The following is an 18,378-nucleotide window of genomic DNA, read 5'->3' as shown; positions in this document are numbered from 1 at the left end:
CCGGCGGGTGAACACCGACGCCGGGACGGAAAGAGCATGTGCTTCGTTGTCCGGATATGGACTCTCCGGCTCACCCCGGCGGGCCATAATACGGGTCTGATTAATCCATTAAAGGACGGTATAAATGGAAACGGAACAGGCACCAGCGGGGATCGATCCGACCGTTCCCAGCGTTGCCCGCATCTATGACTACCTTCTTGGCGGCAAGGACAATTTCGCCTCCGACCGGGCGGCGGCCGAAAAGCTCATCGAGCTCACGCCGAACGTCAGGGAGGGTGTCCAGGCCAACCGGCGCTTCCTCAGCCGTGCCGTGAACCTGCTGGTAGAGAACGGGGTACGCCAGTTCCTCGACATTGGCGCCGGCCTGCCCACCCAGGAGAACGTGCACCAGGTGGCGCTGCGCGCGGCCCCGGATTCCCGTGTCGTCTATGTCGACAACGACCCGATCGTGCTCACCCACGGCCGCGCCCTTCTCGCGGACAACGGGCAGACCATCGTCGTGGACGGCGACCTGAGGACCCCCGAGGCCATCCTCGACGACCCGCGGATCCGCGAGCACATCGACTTCGATCAGCCGGTGGGCCTGCTCCTGCTCGCGGTGCTGCACTTCATTCCCACCGACGACGTCGCCGAGAGCGTCATGGCGACCCTGCGGAAGCGGCTGGCTCCCGGCAGCGGCCTGGTGATCAGCCACCTCTCCTTCGGTGATCTCGACGAGGACAAGCTGCGCGAGGGCCGCGAGCTCTACACCCGTACGTCCGCGGGCTCCGCGACGCCCCGCCCACGGGCACAGATCCTGCGCTTCTTCGACGGATTCGAGCTCGTGGAGCCCGGCCTGGTGCCCACCGAAGAGTGGCGTCCGGAGGCGGACCTGCCCGGCCTTCCCCAGCTCCCCGGCGTCAACGGATACAGCGGCGTAGGTCTGCTCCGTTAGCGGGCGGGTGCGGTGTGGAGGGGGCCGGTGAGAAGGGCGCCGCGACCCGTGCTCCCCCACAGGCGACGCAGGAAGGCGGTGGCGGCCTCGACGGCCTGGGTGACGTGAGGTTCCACGTCGTACAGATCGATGTGCCGGTCGCAGTCCAGCCAGACGATCTCCCTGTCACCGCCGGTGCTCTCGTGCAACTCCGCGGCGAGCTCCGGTGAGCAGTAGGCGTCGACCTTGCCGTGGATGACAAGCAGGGGAGTATCGGCGAGCAGCGGCGCGGCGCCGAGCGCGTCGAAGGTCATCAACGAGTGGAGAGATCCCCTCGTCACCCTGCTCTCCCAGTGCGGTGAGGCGGATCGGGCCGTGCCGTAGTAGGCGTACGGCTCGTCGCCTCCCATCGCGGCCTCGCCTCCGGACGGGGCCACCACCGGCAGATACTCGTCGTAGCGGTCCAGGAACGACCCGAGTGCCGACCGATAGGGACCGGGGCCCATCCGCCGGGCGAACCAGGCCGGGCTGTTGTAGGCGCCGGCGATGCCCACCACGGCCTTCACCCGCGGATCCTCCGCCGCCGCGCGCACCGCGTATCCACCGCCCAGGCACACCCCGACCAGGCCGATCCGGTCCGGATCAACCTCGTCTCGCGCCATCAGCATGCCGACCGCCGCCCGCAGGTCGGCCAGCTTGCCCTGGCTGTCCTCGTGCCCCCGCCGGCCGCCGCTCTCACCGAAGCCGCGGTGGTCGAGGGCGAGGGTGGCGAAACCGGCCCGGGCGAGCCGGTCGGCGTACACCCCGGCGACCTGGTCCTTGACGCCGGTGAACGGCCCGGTGAGAGCGACGGCGGGCACGGGCCCGTCGGCGGCGGGAAGCCGGAGCATCCCGGCCAGCTCGATGCCCTCGCTGACAAAACCAACCTTCTCCATGCGAATGTCACTGCGGTTGCGGTCGTCCATCATGGTGGGGAGATCCCTTCCGCGCGTATCGTTGATCTCGACGTTAGGCTGAGCCGAATTCACCGGCCAGAAGGCACTTTCCGGTGCCCATGCCCGGCGAACGGCCGCGGTGACGGGGAGGTCCGATGGCCCTGGTGATCCCAGAGGTGCTGGAGGAGAGCTGCGCGACCCGGCAGGCTCTGGAGCGGTTCGCGGCGAAGTGGCGGGTGCTTGTGATCTATGCGCTTCTGGCCGGTCCTCAGCGGCACGCCGAGCTGCGCCGCCGGTTACCCGGCATCACCCAGAAGGTCCTGACCGAAACGCTGCGGGGGATGGAGTCCGACGCGCTGGTCGAGCGGCGCGTCCTGAAGGAGACCGCACCGCAGCACGTCGAATATTCGCTGACCGCCCTGGGAAAGACGCTGCAGGAGCCGCTGGCCGCGATCTGCGACTGGGCCGCGGCACACGCCGACCCCCATCGGCCCCCACCCGAGCAGGCCCGGCGGCCTTCGCACTGAGAACGTTCCCGGGTCGGGATCTCCGCGTTCCCGTTCCAGAGCGCGGTGGGGCCGGACCCCATGACGGGCGGACCATCCGGCCCGGCGATCTCCGCGCGTTGAGTCACGGTCACGGAGCCGGAAGGTTGAGTCACGGTCATGGAGCGGAAAGACCGAAGGATCCCCGCTGATACTCCCGCAATGCCGCGAAGAGTCCGTTCACATGGCGGTAAGCACCGTTTAGGCTCGACTCCCAGAGGTTCCGAGCGGGGTGCTGAGCGGTTCTGGGCGGCGCTCCGCGAGCAGGCCACGCGGCGACCGGTGGCGGCCACCGGAACGCGTCAGCCGGGTGACAGCGGGAGCCGGGAATCCTGGTTTGGCCGGTTGATCACATCGAACACCGCCATGCGATCCGTTTGCATGTGACGAAATAAAGCGACAGATAGCTCAAACAATTGATAAATGGAGTATTCAGTGCAAATAGGCGTGAACGTCCCAAATTTTGGTCCGGGTACCGACCCCGCCACTCTGGAGCAGTGGGCGCGGGTCATCGAGGGGCTCGGCTTTGATCTGCTCATGGTGTCCGACCACGTGACGGTGACTCCCGACGTCGCCCAGCAGTATCCGGCGCCGTTCTACGAGCCGTTCACCACGCTCGCGTGGCTGGCGGGCATCACGAAGCGGATCCGGCTCGGCACCACGGTCCTGATCATGCCGTACCGGCATCCGCTGCTGACCGCCCGCATGGCGGCGAACCTCCACCTGCTCAGCGGGGGGAGATTTGTCCTCGGCGTCGGCGTGGGATGGGCACGACAGGAGTTCGAGGCGCTGGGGGTGCCGTTCAACCGGCGCGGCGCGATGACCGACGACTACCTCGCGGCGGTGCGCGCCCACTGGAACCAGGACGTCGCCGAGCATCACGGGTCGTTCTCCGACTTCGCCGGCGTTCAAACGGCGCCACGGCCGGACGGACTGCCGATCTGGATCGGTGGCAACAGCGACGCGGCCATGCGCCGCGCGATCCGGTACGGCGACGCCTGGCATCCGATCAGCTTCACCATGCCCTGGTTCCGGGAGGCGCTGGTCCGCCTGCGGGCCGAAGGGCAGGTCGCCCTCGCCCCGCGGATCAAGCTGCGTCTCACCGACACGCCTCTCACCGCCGAGGACCGGCGGGCGGGCGAGGGCACGCTCGGACAGGTCAGCGCCGACCTGGAGGAGCTGCGGGAGTTCGGCGCCGGGACCGTCGTCCTGGACCCGTTCGGCGGCGACCCCGAGGAGATCCGCCATCCGGAGCGTCACTGGAGCGCGCTGGCCACCCTCATCGCCCAGCTGAAGAAGTAGGGCCCTCACTCGCCGGCGACATCGGCCGGGTCCCCGCCGACTGTCGTCCGGCCTCGGATGGGACCTTCACCCGCCGGCGACATCGGCCGGGTCCCCGCCGACTGTCGTCCGGCCTCGGATGGGACCTTCACCCGCCGGCGACATCGGTCGGCTCTCCGCCGACTGTCGTCCGGCCTCGAAGGTGCCCGGCCTCGCGATGCGCTCGGGCACGACCACCCGGTTCGTCGTGCCGGGATCGGCCGTCAGACCGCCCTCGGCACCGTCATCGGTAACGGAAGCCGTCGAGGAAACGACGGAAGACACCGCCCACCCGAGGCAGGGGCGGGGCCGGTGGCGGAGCCACCGAGCGTTGCCGGGCGATGGGCTTGTCGTAGTCGGTCCGCACGATGGCATCGAGGACCTGCTGCTCGTCGAAGTCCTCCGACCCCTCGATCACGGGTACAAATCCGACCAGCATGCCGTTCCGCATCACCTGAGCTTCGAGGCCCGCCGTACCGTCGGTGTCCCATTCGGCCTCACGCCCGTCGGGCAGTGACACGCGTATCCCGAACTGATACACCCCGACCCTCGCCAGGTGGCCGTTCACGCCACGTTCGCGTAGTGCGTCAACAATCCGTCGTGCACGGTTCTCTTCCACCCCTCCCAAGATAGCTCGGCAGGGTCGCATCCGCTTTCACGATCTCGGCTGACCACCGCCGACCCCGTTGACGTCGGCCGTCGAGCCATGAGCGCCGTTCACGCCGGACCGGCGACGGATGCAACACATCCGAAATGTAGGTATAACGCGTGCATTGCACCCTTCCTGTTTGATCATCCCTGTGTGATCATCGGTTTCTCGGGCTGTCCAGCCGAGATGGGACCCCCCTAAGGACGTACGCCTCAATGAATCGTTCTGGTTTCCGATCTGGATTACGCCGTCTACCCTCCCGTACCAGCGTGTATGTCACGTCGTTCGCCACCGTCGTGGCCCTGGGAACGGTCGCACTCGTCTCGCCGTCCCAAGCCGCGTCCAACAAGCCCTCGTTCTCCATCAACCTGGAAACGGCGACGGTGGCGCAGCTGCAGCAGGCCATGAGCGCGAAGAAAATCACGTCTGAGTGGCTCGTCAACGCCTATATCGAACGCATCCGAGCACTCAACACCCGCGGCCCCGGCCTGAACGCCGTCCGGGTGCTCAATGACGACGCTCTGGAAGAGGCAAAACAGGCCGACAGGGACCGCAGCAGGGGCAGGGTACGCGGCCCGATGCACGGTATCCCCGTGCTGGTGAAGGACAACACCGACATCAGGCAGCTGCCGACGACCGCGGGCGCGCAGGCACTGGCCAACTCCTATCCCAAGGACGACGCCTTCCTCGTCAAGCGACTGCGGGCGGCGGGGGCGGTCATCCTCGGCAAGACCAACCTGACCGAGTTCGCGAACTTCACCACCGCGGGGATGCCGTCCGGATACAGCGGGCTCGGAGGACAGGTCCTCAACCCCTATGACGTCAGCCAGACCCCGAGCGGATCGAGTTCGGGCTCCGGCGTGGCGGCGGCCTCCTCGCTCGCGGCGGTGACCATCGGCACCGAGACCTCCGGGTCGATCCTCAGCCCGTCGGTGGCCAACTCGCTCGTCGGCGTGAAGCCGACCGTCGGACTGGTCAGCCGGACCGGAATCATCCCGATCGCCGCGAGCCAGGACACGGCCGGACCGATGGCCCGTTCCGTGTACGACGCCGCGGCACTGCTGACCGCGCTCACCGGCATCGACCCCGAGGACCCGGCGACCGCGACCAGCAAGGACGTCGTCGGCACCGACTACACGGCGGCGCTGTCGAAGGACGCGCTCAAGAACGTGCGGATCGGCGTCGTCGGCACGCCGACCGGCAACCAGGGCGTCGCCTTCACCAAGGCCGTCGACGTGCTGCGCGCCCAGGGCGCCACCGTCGCCCCGGCGACGGTGGACACGGGCGGACTGCCGGCGAGCATCCTGAACTACGAGTTCAAGCGCGACCTGAACGCCTACCTCGCCCGGCTGCCCGCCCGCTCTCCCATGAAGACGCTGGACGACGTCGTGCGCTTCAACCTCGCCCACGTCGGCGAGGGGTCGATCAAGTTCGGCCAGACCCTGCTGGAGACCTCGAACAACATCAACCTGGACGACCCCGCGACCAAGGCCGCCTACGAGGCCGACCGCGACAACGGCATCTCCGGCTCCCGCCAGCGCATCGACTCGGCCCTGCAGTCCGGCGGTTTCGACGCGCTCCTGTTCGTCGGCCCCGGCTCGGCGGGCATCGGCGCGCGGGCGCAGTATCCCTCGGTCGCCGTGCCCATCGGATACGACCCGGCCAACGGGCGCCCGTTCGGCATGACCTTCCTCGGGACGGCCTACACCGAGGCCAAGCTCCTCGCCTACGCCTATGCCTACGAGCAGGCCTCGCACGAGTGGCGCCCGCCGTCGGTGATCAACCCGTCCCTGTTCCGGTGCGCCCAGCCGGGCAAGCAGCCCCGGGACTGCGCCCCCTGATTCTCGCCTCCCGCCTCGCGCCTCCCGCCTCCGGGTAGGCGCGAGGCGGGGGTCTGCGTCACGGCCCGATGACCACCCATCCACCGTCTCACGGCGCGTTGTCCGTCGGGCGACGCGTCATGCCTTCGACGCCGAGGCATAATTGGCCGCCTTTTCGAATCGAAAGACGTGTGGCACGATCGAGGTCTCGCACCTCAGAATTCTGACTCCCGACCGCGAGGCGCCCGTGCACAACGCACGAAAATTTCTGTGCGACTTGGAAAGCGCGAAAAAAGAAAGTCGCCTCAAAGTCATCAGGGCCATCATGTGCAACCCGGGCAACCAGGCCGATCTGGCAAAAAGGACCGGCTTGTCGGTCGCCACGGTGTCGGTCGCTGCCAGGGGAATGATCAAAGAAGGCATCATCACAGAAACAACAAAGCGGGAACTCCGGATCAATAAAGCGGCGACGGGCGTCGCCGTCGGTGTCTCGGTGGGCCTGCGGCAGGTGACGGTGGCCAGTCGCCTTGTCCATGAGGCGCCCAATCAGACACGCTTCAGGCGAATCGATCTGGGTGTGTCCGGCGGTGACGAATGGATGACGGAGACGGCGAATGCCATCCACGAGATCGTCGGAAAGATCGGAGAGCACCGCTCGGATATCGTCACCATCGGCATGGGGGTTCCCTGGAGCGTGGACCCACGCACCCTCATGCCCGGCGGACCCGCGCCGCCCTGGGCGGACAGCAGGCCGATCGGCAAGTTGGTCGCGGAGAAGCTCACCCATCCGCCAGATGACGAGATCAAGGTGGTGGTCGAAACAGACGCGCGCGTGGCAGCCCTCTACGAACAGACCTACAACTACCCCTACGAAACCCTGCTTTTCGTCCAGATCTCAGCGCACGTTCTCGGTGGTCAACTGCAGGGACCCCTCCTTCACAAGGGAGCAGACGGCAGCGCTACCAACGTGGGTCATCTCAAAGCGGACTTCGCGGGTAAGGACTGCTGGTGCGGCGAGAGGGGATGCCTGGAGCGTTACGTCAACTCCTCAATCCTGCTGGAGGAGGCCTTCGTCAAGTGCCGTGCCCAGCAGACAGAGCCGCCGATGTCCATTGAGCAACTCATCGCTCGGGCAGAGGCTCACGACCCCATCTGCCTGGAGGTGCTGCGGAGTGCGGCCGCCCAACTCAGCCGTGTACTCATCGAGGCCTCCAAGATGGCCAAGACGCATGCGATCGTGATCGGGGGAACGGTCGCACCTGGGCTGGCCCTAGTGCTGAATCGAGGCAATCGCGACTTGGATCGTTCCGAGTGGACGCGTAAGATCCGCTTACATTTCGGAGATGTGGACTCATCGGCCCAAGGCGCCTTGCTCTTCGGACTCACAAGTCACCTGCACTGATGCCGCAAATCCCGGATCACCGGGGTTCCTGTTAGTAGAGTCCGTAGCTATCCAGAGTTCGACTCTCAATAAGAGGTTGGTCGACATGCCAGATGTTCAGTCTCCCGACGAGACTGTTCTGCCTTCGCAGGAGCCCACCTATGAACCACCCAGCCTCATTCATCTGGGGCGCATCAAGGACTTGTTCCGTGGAAACTCCTCAAGCGGCAACGCCGACGCGAACTCCCAGTACTACTGGTGAGCCGATTTCGGCGGGATTCCTCATCCACCTCAGGGGCGACCGTCTGACTGATGAGCCCGATCTCCCCGGTGCGCCCGTCTGGCCTGGCGTCGGGGGCGTTCGACTCTATGGCCCATGGCTACGAGAACACGTCCTGACCGGGCAGTACGGCCCCGCCCGGTTGCTCGTGCTCGGACACTGCCTGGCCTCGCAGGCACAGGTCGAGGACCGGCTTGCGACCGCGATCGAGCGCGATGATCCCGATCTGCTGACACGCTTTTCCGGCGCCTACGGCTGCGTGCTCGTCCGGGGTGACGAAGTGCGGGTCTATGCCGATCTCGCCGGCCAGTTCACCGCATACTTCTCGACACGCGGCGACCGGACGCTCATCGCACAGCACGCCTCGCTGATCGCCGCACTACACGGCAGGGGCCCCGATCCGCTTGCCGCCGCCATTCAGATCGTCTGCCCCAACGTCCTCCCGATGACTACCGGGAGGACGTTTTTTCAGGACGTTGAAGAGATCGAAGGAGGTTGCGTCCTTTCCGCGATCTCACGCCAGCTTCATGTGCGGAAATATCATGCCAGCCTTCCAGAAAAGGATGCTGACGTCGCAGCGAGCGTCGCAGCCCTGCGTTCCGCCGTCACAGACGGCGTGCGTCTTCGTTGCCGGGCAGGCATCATCACCTCGGACTTCAGCGGAGGAATCGACTCCACGTCGCTCGCCTTGATGGCCACCCGCTTCAGCACCTCGAAAGTCAGGGCGGTCGTCTACCACTATCCGCCCGCGCCAGCGGCTGATCTAGCCGAGGCGGTGCGCGCTTCCGCACTGAATGACCGCATCGTCCTGTCGACGGTCCATGGCAGCACGAACACTCTTCCCTACCAGGGTTTGCACAAGCCACATCCCAGGATGGACTGGCCCGCGGTAGGTGCGCTCGCACACCGGCGCGCGATGCTCAGACTTCACTGGGCCCGGTCGAGCGGCTCCATTCTCCACCTGACGGGTGAAGGCGCCGACGCCCTGCTCCATCCGGCGCCCTCCTACCTCGCCGAGTTGGTCCGAACCGGGGCCGTGTTCAGGCTGGCCAGGGACAGCGCCACGCTGGCGCGGTTGCGAAAGGTCTCCGCAGCGGGCCTCGCCGTTCGAGCGGTACGGCTGGCCGGAACCACTCCCGCCGATGCCCTGCGCGGACTGGGTAAAGACCTGGCGTATCCGCACGCTCGCCCGTCGTCACCCGCGCGGGCGGTGTCCTGGTGGAGCGTCTCGGGCGAGTCGGCCGGATGGCTGACGCCTCGCATGCGGACCGCTCTCGGCGAGATAGCCACAGATCCCGCGACCGTCAAGCACATGCCTGAAGGAGCCGGGCCCGCAGACCACGCGGCACTAGCCGAGCTACGGGCGGCCGCACAGGCGCAGCGCTTCCTGCGGGAGCTGGGCACCACGATCGGACTCGCCGTACATGCTCCCTATCTGGACAGCGCGGTGGTCGACACATGCCTGAAGGTGCCGGCTCGCCTTCGGGCCGACCCATCCAGATTCAAACCGTTGCTCGCGGAGGCGCTCAGCGGTGTCGTCCCGCACGCCGTGTTGTCCAGGAGAACCAAAGGCGCCTACCAGGCCGAGGAGTATCTCGGTGCCCGGCGCGCCCGCCGCGACATCACCGCCCTCATGGCCGAGTCTCGCCTGGTCGCCCTCGGAATTGTCGACCCTGTGGCGTTGGATTCCACACTTACCCGCCTCTACGCAGGAGCCGCCGTTCCCCTGGGTTCGCTTAATCGGCTGCTCTCTCTGGAAACATGGCTCCGCGGTATCTGACCACCATGAAGACGAATGCGAAGCCCGATCAGTCCCACCATGCCGACGAGGAGCGCGGCATGGTGATCGTCGACGTGCGAACCGAGGACTGCCATGCGATGAACGCCTCGGCCTCCATGGTCTGGGAGGTACTCAAGACCGGAGGGACGCAGCAGGATGCCGTGATCGCACTCGCCGCCAAGTATCCGGCTGAATCACGTGATCGCCTCCGTGCCGATGTCGCCGCGCTCGCCGACGACATGCGGCACGCCGGCCTGCTGTCGGCCGACCATCGGCAACGGCCGCCGACAGTGGAGTTCCTGGAGGAGCACAAAATCGCCGAAACGCACAGAGACGGTGTTGACGGCGCACTAGGCACTGACCCTGCGGGCGTCCCCATGGCCAGCCGACTCGGGGGAAGACCGAGCATCACCGGCATGGTTTTCCTGGTCTTCGCGGTCCTGTTGCTGGCGTTGCCGTTCAGGATCACCTACGGGGTGGCGAGGGGCATTCACCGTCGACGCGATCGCAGACCTCTCACCGTAACCGAGGCGGAGAGAATGATGTCCACGGTGAAGCGGACCGCCGCGATGTTCCCCTTCCGAGCCGCCTGCCTTGAGGTGTCGCTTGCGACCGTGCTCTGGGCTGCTTCTTCCCGCCGCCAGGTGGACTGGTGCTTGGGAGTCTTCCCCGATCCGTACAACTTTCATGCCTGGGTCGAGGCGCAGGGGCAGCGAATCGAGACCGAGGAAGATCGCTCCCTCGAACCTCCATACCATCGCCTGGCCCCCGTAGGTACAAAAAAGTAGCTTCTTCGTTTCGAACGATTTTTACCCCTCGCTCCCGCGATGAACACCTATTTCAAATGGGTTGCCCATAACATCAGCCGGATTATCGATCAACCATGTTATGGCCCTTGTCATAGCGACTGGAGGGGCGTTGTTCTCTAGAGAGATCGAGAATACGATCTCCCCAAAGGATTGCAAAACTAAAAATGTTCACAGAATCGGCTATCCGAAAAGGGTGATACTCCATGAGGCGCTTCCTGCGCCGTTTCCGTGAGCCCGGCCGTCCCCTCTCGTGGCGGCCGTTGGCAGTGGTCTCCACTGCACTGGGCGCGGGGGGTCTCGTAATCCTCCATCCGTCTCTCGCCGTCCCCGCTACCATCGCCGTCGGAGTCGCGGCGCTCCTCAACGACCTTCTGTCATCACAGAAAGAAAAGGACGACTAAGGGTTCCGTAGTGGTCAAGCGAAGTGGATGCCGCACTGCCCCAGGGCATCCACTTCCATGAAGACTTCGCGGACCGGTAGGGACAAGATGACCTTGGCGGTGGCCTGACGACGGGCCCGGCGATCCGCGCGGAGGGATTCGCGCTCTCTCCTCAGGCTGAAAGGGATGCGATCCGGCCGGTTCCGCGCCTAAGCGGGACGGAAGCCCTGGCAGACGATCGCGATCATGCGGTTACGCACCTCGACATCCATGGCGCCACTCTCCCTGGCCAGACAGCCCATCATGAGGGCCTTCACATCCGCCACCTCGAGGTCGGCTCGCACCGCCCCCGCTCGCTGGGCACGGACGAGCAGCTCGCGCATCACGCCCATCACGTCGTATCCGGCGCGCAGCGCGGCGGCGTCCATGTCGAACCCGATGCCGGCGAACCCCTCGGCCAGCCCACGGTCCGTGGCCCCCGCCTCCACCAGCATGGTGAACAGCTCGAAGAACGCGGCACCGGGATCCTGGGCCGTCGTGAGCTCGCGGGCCCGGCCCACGATGCGCTCGACGCGATCGAGGACGATCGCCTCGAACAGCGACTCCTTGGTCGGGAAGTGCCGGCTGACGGTGCCCGTGCCCACTCCGGCCCGGCGGGCGATCTCGTGAACCGGCACGGACAGGCCTTCAACGGCGAATATCTCGACCGCCACCTCCAGCACCCGCGCCCGGTTACGCCTGGCGTCCGCACGCAGAGGCCGGGCGGATCCGCCGTCGCTGTCGCTCACCGCCCACTTCCCTCGAATCGGGACAGGACTCCGATTCTAAGCCTCTAGACAAGCGGGACGGTCATTCCGTATCGTCAAAACGGGATAGCCATTCCGGTTATTTGATGACGAACGGAGCGCCTGATGAGGCAGCGAACACGTACGACGGAACGATGGACGGCCGACAAGATCGGCGATCTACGCGGTCGTACGGCAGTGATCACCGGTGCCAACACCGGCATCGGTTTCGAGACCGCCAAGGTGCTCGCCGAGCGAGGTGCCACCGTCGTGCTGGCATGCCGCGACACGGCCAAGGCCGAGGCCGCGGCGGCGCGGATCGGCGGCGCGGTCACGACGCTGGGACTGGACCTGGCCTCCCTGACCTCCGTACGGCAGGCCGCCGACGACCTCCGCTCCCGCCATCCCCGCCTCGACCTGCTCATCAACAACGCGGGAATCATGATCCCGCCCTACGGCCGTACGGAGGACGGTTTCGAGCTGCAGTTCGGCGTCAACCACCTCGGGCACTTCGCGTTCACCGGGCTGCTGCTGGACCTGTTGCTGGAGGTTCCCGGCTCACGGATCGTGACGGTGAGCAGCAACGGCCACAAGCAAGGCGTCCTCGACGTCGACGACCTGCTGTGGGAGCGCAGGAAGTATCGCCGCATGGCCGCATACGCCCAGTCCAAGCTGGCCAACCTGCTGTTCACCTACGAACTGCAGCGGCGCCTGGCCGCCACCGATGCGCGGACCATCGCGGTGGCAGCGCATCCGGGGGGTTCACGGACCGACCTGATGCGCCACAGCCCTCTGCACAACCGGCTGGGGGCGAACCGCCTCCTGGCCCCCGTCGTCTCGAAGCTCGTCCAGGACGCACGGCTGAGCGCCCTGACGACGCTACGCGCCGCGATCGACCCGTCCGCTCGCGGCGGCGATTACTACGGCCCCGACGGATGGGGCGAATGGACCGGGTTCCCCGTCCACGTCGAGTCCACCGCCCGCTCCCACGACGTCGATCTCCAGCGTTGGCTGTGGACGGAATCCGAACGGCTGACCCGAGTCACGTATCCGATCTCGGAGCAGGCCCCCGCCCGGGAACAGGCATGAGGCCTCCGTCTCCGACCGTTCTCGACGGCACCGGCCAGATGCGCGCCCACCGACCGCGGGCCCTCCAGGCCGGGGTTCCCAACCGTGTCGACCCGTTCGTACTCACCGGTAACTAAGTAGTCGCGCTCATGCCCCTGGGGCGAACCGTCTCGACGATGGATGCATGACACAACAGGTGAAAACCACGACAACGACCGCGTTCTACGTGCAGGCCGTCATCTCGTTCGGGCTGTCCCTGACGGCTCTCGCTGTCGGCATCACCTACTTGCCCGTGACCACATGGGTCCGATCCTTCATGGGCCTCGGACTGCTCTACGTGGTGACCTCGACGTTCACCCTCGCCAAGTGCGTCCGGGACCGGAACGAGGAGGCCACCGTCGTCAGCCGAGTCGACCAGGCCAGGCTGGACAAACTGCTGGCCGAGCACGACCCCTTCAAAAATGACTGACCCGTCAAGCTCGCACGAAACCTGACCCTCAGGCATCCGCCGGACGCACGCCGAGCATTGTCCACATCGCTGGCTATCGTGAGAATCGTGAGCAATCCAGCGATCTTGCGAATCGAGTTTGACGGTCGGCCCGCCTCGGCCGAGCAACTGCGCCTCCCCGCACTCGTCAACTACGGCCACTTCACTGCCATGCAGGTCAGGAGCGGGAAGGTGCGCGGTCTGGATCTGCATCTGAAAAGGCTGGACGCGTCCACCCGGGAACTGTTCGACGCCGAGCTTGACCACGACCGCGTCCGCGACCACATCCGGCACGCTCTCGGCGACGACATCAGTGACGCGTCCGTGCGGGTCTACGTCTTCGGGCCGGACACGGCTGACACGGTCTCCATCATGGTCACCGTACGCGGACCGGCCACCATGCCGAGCGCTCCTCACCGTCTCAAAGCCGTCCCCTACCAGCGCCCCGTCCCGCACATCAAGCACATCGGCGGCTTCGGGCAGATCTACTACGGGCGTCTGGCCGAACGTGACGGTTTCGACCAGGCGCTGCTGACCGGCCCCGGCGGGGTCATCGCCGAGGGCGCGATCACCAATATCGGGTTCTTCGACGGGACCACGGTCACCTGGCCCGATGCGCCCGCCCTGCAGGGAATCACCCTGCAACTGCTTGAGCCGAGGTTGGACGGCGCCGGCCTGCCGTCACGGCGGAGCACGGTGGGCCTTGCCGACCTGCCCTCCTTCGAAGCGGCCTTCATCACCAACTCCCAAGGGATCGCCCCCGTCGGACAGATCGACGACCTGACCTTCCCCGTCGGCGTGGACCTCATGAAAACGCTGGCCCAGGTCTACGAGACCGTTCCCTGGGACACGATCTGACCGTCGAACCTCATCGGCCGGAACCGACGTCCTACCGATCATGAATTCTCCGATCTCGCCCATCGCACGACAGCGGAGAGGGGTGGCGTGCGATGCCGTACGCGCGTGAAAGTCGTTTGCGGAACCGCCGAGTGCGCTGATACCTGTTACAGGCATGACCGACGCCACCCCGCCTTCCCGGAAAAACAACGACGACACGGCGCTGGGCCGGATCCTGCGGCAGGCCGGTGATGCGGCGGTCCTCGACACGCTGGCCCGGCTCTCGGGAGCGGATCTGACCACGCTGCTGCTGGAGACCATGCGTGTCCGCGCGCGTGGCCTCACACCGGCGGACGTGTTTCGCCGCCACCAAAGTGATCGTTTCGTCTCACCCTCGGCGGTCCCGTTCGCCCGGTTGCGCCAGGTCGAGGACGCCCTGCTGTCCGCCATGCCCGCGGAGTTCGAGATGGTCACGCTGTCGCCGGTCGCGCCGCTGGGAACGCACTCGGTGCTCGCGACGGTCGATCAGAACAAGGTCGTCTCGACGATCCGGGGCAGCGAGGTGGCAGCCGACCCGACAAACGCCCTCGCGTTGGAGGCGGCCCTGCGACGCCAGCGGCTGTCGCAGGACGATCCACGTTCGGCCGACTGCGTACGGCTCGGCGCGATCCAGCGCGTGGTACGTGCCCAGTCGTTTGGCCAAGCCTCCATGAGCGCTCACTTCACCCTGCTGGGCCTGGTGTCGGCCGGCCGCGACACGGGCAACCTCGCGTTCGAGCGGCAACACGCCATCGAGCACCTGAGCCTCGCCGCCGACCTCGTGGGTGCCGCCGGCGGCCAGGGCACAGAGATACGGCTGACCATGCTTGAAGAACGCTTCGCGCCGGTGGTCGAAGGGATCGAGAAGGCACTCTCGGGGCGGTCCGACGTCCTGGTGGTAAAGGATCCGGACCGCGCAAGCGGTCGTGGCTACTACACCGGGCTGTGTTTCAAGGTGTTCGCGACCGTCGCCCACGAGTGGAGGGAGGTCGGCGACGGCGGCTTCGTCGGCTGGACGCAGAAGCTGCTCGGCAACCGCAAGGAGCGACTGCTGATCAGCGGCATCGGCGTCGAGCGGCTCATCGGCGAATGACGTACGGGTTCATACCTGGGGCAGGTACGGTCCGTTCTCTTTCCCCGTACGCAGGATGGGACGAAGTCCCCCAGGTACACTGTAATTCCTCGCCGTCCCGGGCTGCCAAATCTGCATACCTGGTAGGACGGAGGGAACGCCCGCCCTGTGAACCGCGGGTCTAAGGAGCCTTCCATGCCACCCGAGAGTGCGAACACGCTCTCCATCTCGTCCGGTGTGCACGGGACCGCCATCGTGGTCCGGGCAACCGGGGAGCTCGACTACGACTACGCGCCGATCTTCCGGAGGGAGGTCACCCAGATCTGGGACATGGGCGCCGATGCCGCGTCTCCGCTTCCGTCTGGGCCTCCGTCTCCACTCTCCGGCCCATCCCCGCTCTCACTCCCGGCCGAGGCGATCTCACCGCTCTCCCCAGAGGCCTCGTCACCGTTCTCCCCCGAAGCCTCCTCGCCGCTCTCGCCGGAGGCCTCGTCACCGTTCTCCCCCGAGGCCATCTCACCGCTCTCACCGGAGACCTCGTCACCGTTCTCCCCCGAGGCCTCCTCGCCGCTCTCACCGGAGACGCCGTCACCGTTCTCCCCGGAGACCCCATCACCCTTCTCGCCGGAGACGCCCTCGCCGCTCTCCCCCGAGGCTCCTTCACCGCTCTCCCCTGAGGCCCCCTCACCGCTCTCCCCTGGAACCTTCTCGCCGCAGGCTTCGCTCTTTCTCGAGACGTCGCCCGGCACCCCGCTCCAGCCGGAGACCGCTCCATGGCTGATCCTCGACCTGGCGGGGCTCACCTTCTGTGACTCCACCGGGCTGGCGGAACTGCTGTGGATTCTGCGCAGGAGCCAGGAGACAGGGAATCGCCTGGTTCTGGCCGGGGTGACGCGGACGCTGCGCCACATGTTGGCCACAACCGGGCTCCTGCCCTACTTCACCATGTATGCCTCCGTGGAGGACGCCCTGAAAGAGGTAGAGGAGATCAGAACTCCCTGAGGGGGAGAAGATCCGGGGCGACGGAAGACAACGGGCCAACGGGCCAACGGGCCAAGGATGGTGCCGGTCGCCGGCGTGGAAGGGATCTCGACCAGGTCGCAGGACCGGTAGATCAGCCGCCGGACCCATTCGTCAGGCCACCGCGGCGGAGAGAATCTTCCTCCAAGAAGTTCTGAGACGTATGTCGCTAAAACACACTCATTGGCCTGACAAGTGCGTCAATATCTTCTTACCGGGAAAATCCACTAGCCCTCGAAAGTGGGGTCCCGATGCGAAAGATGTCGCCTCGGATGACCGCGGAGTCCCTGCCTGAAAGGCTGGACGAGCTACCCGTGGAACCCAGGGAATTCCTCGCGCTCATCTCCGTGGACTTCACCGGGACCTACCAGGTCTACCTCGCGGCCAAGGATGAGCGCATCAAGATGACCCGGCTCTCCATGAGCCTGCTCGCCGCCCCGTTCGCCGCCGCGATCGCGCTGGTCAGCGCGAAGGTGGTCAGCCCGATCGCACTCACCACCTGGCACGCCGTCCCCGCGTACCTCTTCGCGACGGTAGCCGGGTTCGGGGTGCTCAACGTGCTGCCCTTCCTGCGGCTGATCGAGGCGGTCAACGCGCACATGAGGACCGCGCGGGCCCTCAACAACTTTCGCCTGCTCTACGTCGTCCAGCTCAAGGACCACTTCTCAGCCCTCGGCTGGACCCCCAACCTGCCGGTTGACCCCCGATATCCGGAAACCTACGCGCCACTGGCCTGGCCCGGGATCAACGTCATGATGCTGGCCCTGGTCAACAGCTCCTACATCGCGGTCGGCGTGCTCGGCCTGATCGGAGCCGAGCCCAACGCGGCTCTGCTCATGGTGATCATCGGACTGCTCGCACTGATCCACTATTTCGTCTACTACGTACGCGCCAATGTCTCCCGGCAGCGCCGACTCCCACACAATCCCTACCATTTCCCCAATGTGGAGACCTGAATGCCCGACCTCCTCAGATTCGCGTCTTGTGGGGAGACGTGGATCTGGCTGATGCGACACGTGAGAAACAACGGCGGGCCCGCCGAGGACGACCGGGGCCCGATCATCGAAGCCTCGGCGGTGCTGTTCGAGATCACCGGGCTGGCCTGGGACGATCCGGTCCTGAAGTCCTACGGCGACGCGGGGAAGATCCCGCTGTACGCCAGCAAGTTCAGCGAACGGACGGTCGTGCCGCCGTTCAAGTACAGCTACGGCGGGCGGCTCCGCCAGCTCCTCGGCGTCGACCAGCTCCGCTGGATCACCGATGTGCTCCGCGCCAAGCCGTACACCAAGAGTGGCTGGATCTCGCTCACCGTCCCGGGCGAGTCTCCCGATGCGGTTCCCTGCCTGACCAGCCTGGCCTTCCGGCTCCGCGCCGGACGGCTGGTCATGACCGCCGCCTTCCGGTCGCAGAACGCGTTCACGGCCTATCTGAACTACGTGCCACTGCGTAGTATCCAGAGCGAGGTCGCCGGTGACCTCGGCGTGAGCTGTGGGTCAATGAGGGTCTTCGTCGACGTTCCTCACATCTATGTCGCGGACGAGGTGACGGTCGAGAAGATTCTCCAGCTGTCGGAGCACGATGGGCTCGGCGAGGGAGAGTCGACACCAGGTCCTGCTCGTCGATCTCGACGGGACCGTGGTCGACTACGCCCAGACTGAGCGTCTGGCCCTCCACGAGATCCACCGCCGGTTCTTCCGTACCGGCCGATCCGAGTTCCTGAGACAGTTTCACGCTGCCAACGAACCGCTCTGGGCGGCCTACCGCGAGCACCGGATCACCCTTGCCGAGCTGCGGCTGGAACGCTGGGCCCGGATGGGCGCCCTGCCCCCGGTGGCCTCCGCGTTCGAAGACGCGCTGGGTCGCAACGTGACCCTCTTCTCCGAGGCGCGCGCCGCCCTGCGGCGGTTGTCACGGCGGTTCCGGCTGGCACTGGTGACCGACGGCATCGCCCACGTTCAGCGGGCCAAGCTCAGCCGCACCCGGATCGGCGGATTCTTCGAGCACGTGGTGATCGCGCCCGAGGTGGGACTACGCAAACCAGACGGCGAGCTGCTCCACCATGCCCTGAACCTGCTGGAGGCCAAAGCGGACGACGCCCTGATGGTCGGCGACTCACCGGTGAGCGACGGCGGCTGCGCGGAGGCCGCGGGCGTGGACTTCTGCTGGGTGAACCGGACCGGAGCGTCTCCCACCCCCGGCATCCCCGTTCACCGCACCGTCGCCGACCTCGGCACCGTCTAGAACCGTCGCCACACGGT

At 66.4% G+C, this 18,378-nt stretch carries 18 protein-coding genes; 15 read left to right on the top strand and 3 right to left on the bottom strand.

The window, feature by feature from the left end:
• The first annotated feature begins 124 nt into the window (after window positions 1-124).
• Window positions 125-934 carry an SAM-dependent methyltransferase gene (locus DKM19_RS02035; protein ID WP_110694231.1) on the top strand — a complete coding sequence of 270 codons (810 nt, stop codon included), beginning with the start codon at window positions 125-127 and terminating at the stop codon, window positions 932-934.
• Here DKM19_RS02035 and DKM19_RS02030 read toward each other — a convergent pair.
• A complete protein-coding gene (locus DKM19_RS02030; RefSeq protein WP_110694230.1) occupies window positions 931-1,881 on the bottom strand; it encodes an alpha/beta hydrolase in 951 nt (316 codons plus the stop codon). The two genes, DKM19_RS02035 and DKM19_RS02030, sit on opposite strands and share 4 nt — an antisense overlap.
• A 122-nt stretch (window positions 1,882-2,003) precedes the next feature.
• On the opposite strand from DKM19_RS02030, the gene DKM19_RS02025 reads away from it, so the two are divergent.
• Together DKM19_RS02025 and DKM19_RS02020 are read left to right on the top strand one after the other, a co-directional pair.
• A complete protein-coding gene (locus DKM19_RS02025; protein WP_110694229.1) occupies window positions 2,004-2,375 on the top strand; it encodes a helix-turn-helix domain-containing protein in 372 nt (123 codons plus the stop codon).
• Between the two features lie 465 nt (window positions 2,376-2,840).
• Complete coding sequence (locus DKM19_RS02020) at window positions 2,841-3,695, top strand: TIGR03619 family F420-dependent LLM class oxidoreductase (protein WP_239514046.1); 855 nt, start codon at window positions 2,841-2,843, stop codon at window positions 3,693-3,695.
• A 262-nt stretch (window positions 3,696-3,957) separates the two neighbouring features.
• Here the strand turns inward: DKM19_RS02020 and DKM19_RS02015 are convergent, their stop codons facing one another.
• Complete coding sequence (locus DKM19_RS02015; RefSeq protein ID WP_239514045.1) at window positions 3,958-4,233, bottom strand: hypothetical protein; 276 nt, start codon at window positions 4,231-4,233, stop codon at window positions 3,958-3,960.
• A gap of 398 nt (window positions 4,234-4,631) precedes the next feature.
• Here DKM19_RS02015 and DKM19_RS02010 point away from each other — a divergent pair, with 398 nt between their 5' ends.
• The 4 genes from DKM19_RS02010 (at window position 4,632) to DKM19_RS01995 (ending at window position 10,411) form a co-directional block, all read left to right on the top strand.
• Complete coding sequence (locus tag DKM19_RS02010) at window positions 4,632-6,203, top strand: amidase family protein (RefSeq protein WP_204358621.1); 1,572 nt, start codon at window positions 4,632-4,634, stop codon at window positions 6,201-6,203.
• Window positions 6,204-6,429: 226 nt separating this feature from the next.
• On the top strand, window positions 6,430-7,584 hold the full coding sequence (locus tag DKM19_RS02005) for an ROK family transcriptional regulator (RefSeq protein ID WP_162641216.1): 1,155 nt from the start codon (window positions 6,430-6,432) through the stop codon (window positions 7,582-7,584).
• Between the two features lie 188 nt (window positions 7,585-7,772).
• Window positions 7,773-9,623: an albusnodin/ikarugamycin family macrolactam cyclase gene (locus DKM19_RS02000; protein ID WP_162641214.1), complete on the top strand. Its 1,851-nt coding sequence runs from the start codon at window positions 7,773-7,775 to the stop codon at window positions 9,621-9,623.
• 59 nt (window positions 9,624-9,682) lie between these two features.
• Window positions 9,683-10,411 carry a lasso peptide biosynthesis B2 protein gene (locus DKM19_RS01995; RefSeq protein ID WP_162641213.1) on the top strand — a complete coding sequence of 243 codons (729 nt, stop codon included), beginning with the start codon at window positions 9,683-9,685 and terminating at the stop codon, window positions 10,409-10,411.
• Between the two features lie 610 nt (window positions 10,412-11,021).
• Here DKM19_RS01995 and DKM19_RS01990 read toward each other — a convergent pair.
• Window positions 11,022-11,600 carry a TetR/AcrR family transcriptional regulator gene (locus tag DKM19_RS01990; protein WP_239514044.1) on the bottom strand — a complete coding sequence of 193 codons (579 nt, stop codon included), beginning with the start codon at window positions 11,598-11,600 and terminating at the stop codon, window positions 11,022-11,024.
• A gap of 123 nt (window positions 11,601-11,723) precedes the next feature.
• Between DKM19_RS01990 and DKM19_RS01985 the strand changes: the two genes are divergently transcribed.
• The 8 genes from DKM19_RS01985 (at window position 11,724) to DKM19_RS01950 (ending at window position 18,361) form a co-directional block, all read left to right on the top strand.
• On the top strand, window positions 11,724-12,686 hold the full coding sequence (locus DKM19_RS01985) for an oxidoreductase (protein WP_110694222.1): 963 nt from the start codon (window positions 11,724-11,726) through the stop codon (window positions 12,684-12,686).
• Window positions 12,687-12,849: 163 nt separating this feature from the next.
• Window positions 12,850-13,134 carry a YiaA/YiaB family inner membrane protein gene (locus DKM19_RS01980; protein ID WP_110694221.1) on the top strand — a complete coding sequence of 95 codons (285 nt, stop codon included), beginning with the start codon at window positions 12,850-12,852 and terminating at the stop codon, window positions 13,132-13,134.
• 87 nt (window positions 13,135-13,221) lie between these two features.
• Window positions 13,222-14,010 (top strand): aminotransferase class IV family protein, encoded by a 789-nt coding sequence (locus tag DKM19_RS01975; protein WP_239514043.1) that lies wholly within the window; start codon window positions 13,222-13,224, stop codon window positions 14,008-14,010.
• A gap of 154 nt (window positions 14,011-14,164) precedes the next feature.
• Complete coding sequence (locus tag DKM19_RS01970) at window positions 14,165-15,121, top strand: hypothetical protein (RefSeq protein ID WP_110694220.1); 957 nt, start codon at window positions 14,165-14,167, stop codon at window positions 15,119-15,121.
• Between the two features lie 174 nt (window positions 15,122-15,295).
• Window positions 15,296-16,102 carry an STAS domain-containing protein gene (locus tag DKM19_RS01965; RefSeq protein WP_110694219.1) on the top strand — a complete coding sequence of 269 codons (807 nt, stop codon included), beginning with the start codon at window positions 15,296-15,298 and terminating at the stop codon, window positions 16,100-16,102.
• A 332-nt stretch (window positions 16,103-16,434) separates the two neighbouring features.
• A complete protein-coding gene (locus tag DKM19_RS01960) occupies window positions 16,435-17,076 on the top strand; it encodes a hypothetical protein (RefSeq protein WP_162641212.1) in 642 nt (213 codons plus the stop codon).
• The gene (locus DKM19_RS01955; protein ID WP_110694217.1) at window positions 17,077-17,778 is read left to right on the top strand and encodes a hypothetical protein; all 702 of its coding nucleotides are present in this window, start codon (window positions 17,077-17,079) and stop codon (window positions 17,776-17,778) included.
• On the top strand, window positions 17,756-18,361 hold the full coding sequence (locus DKM19_RS01950; protein WP_162641210.1) for an HAD-IA family hydrolase: 606 nt from the start codon (window positions 17,756-17,758) through the stop codon (window positions 18,359-18,361). The genes DKM19_RS01955 and DKM19_RS01950 overlap by 23 nt, the downstream gene beginning before the upstream one ends.
• Window positions 18,362-18,378 lie beyond the last annotated feature (17 nt).

The sequence above is a fragment of the Streptosporangium sp. 'caverna' genome, from assembly GCF_003203775.1.
Classification (GTDB): domain Bacteria; phylum Actinomycetota; class Actinomycetes; order Streptosporangiales; family Streptosporangiaceae; genus Streptosporangium; species Streptosporangium subroseum.
Note: the sequence above shows the minus strand (reverse complement) of the source record. Positions and strands in the feature narration are given on the sequence as shown.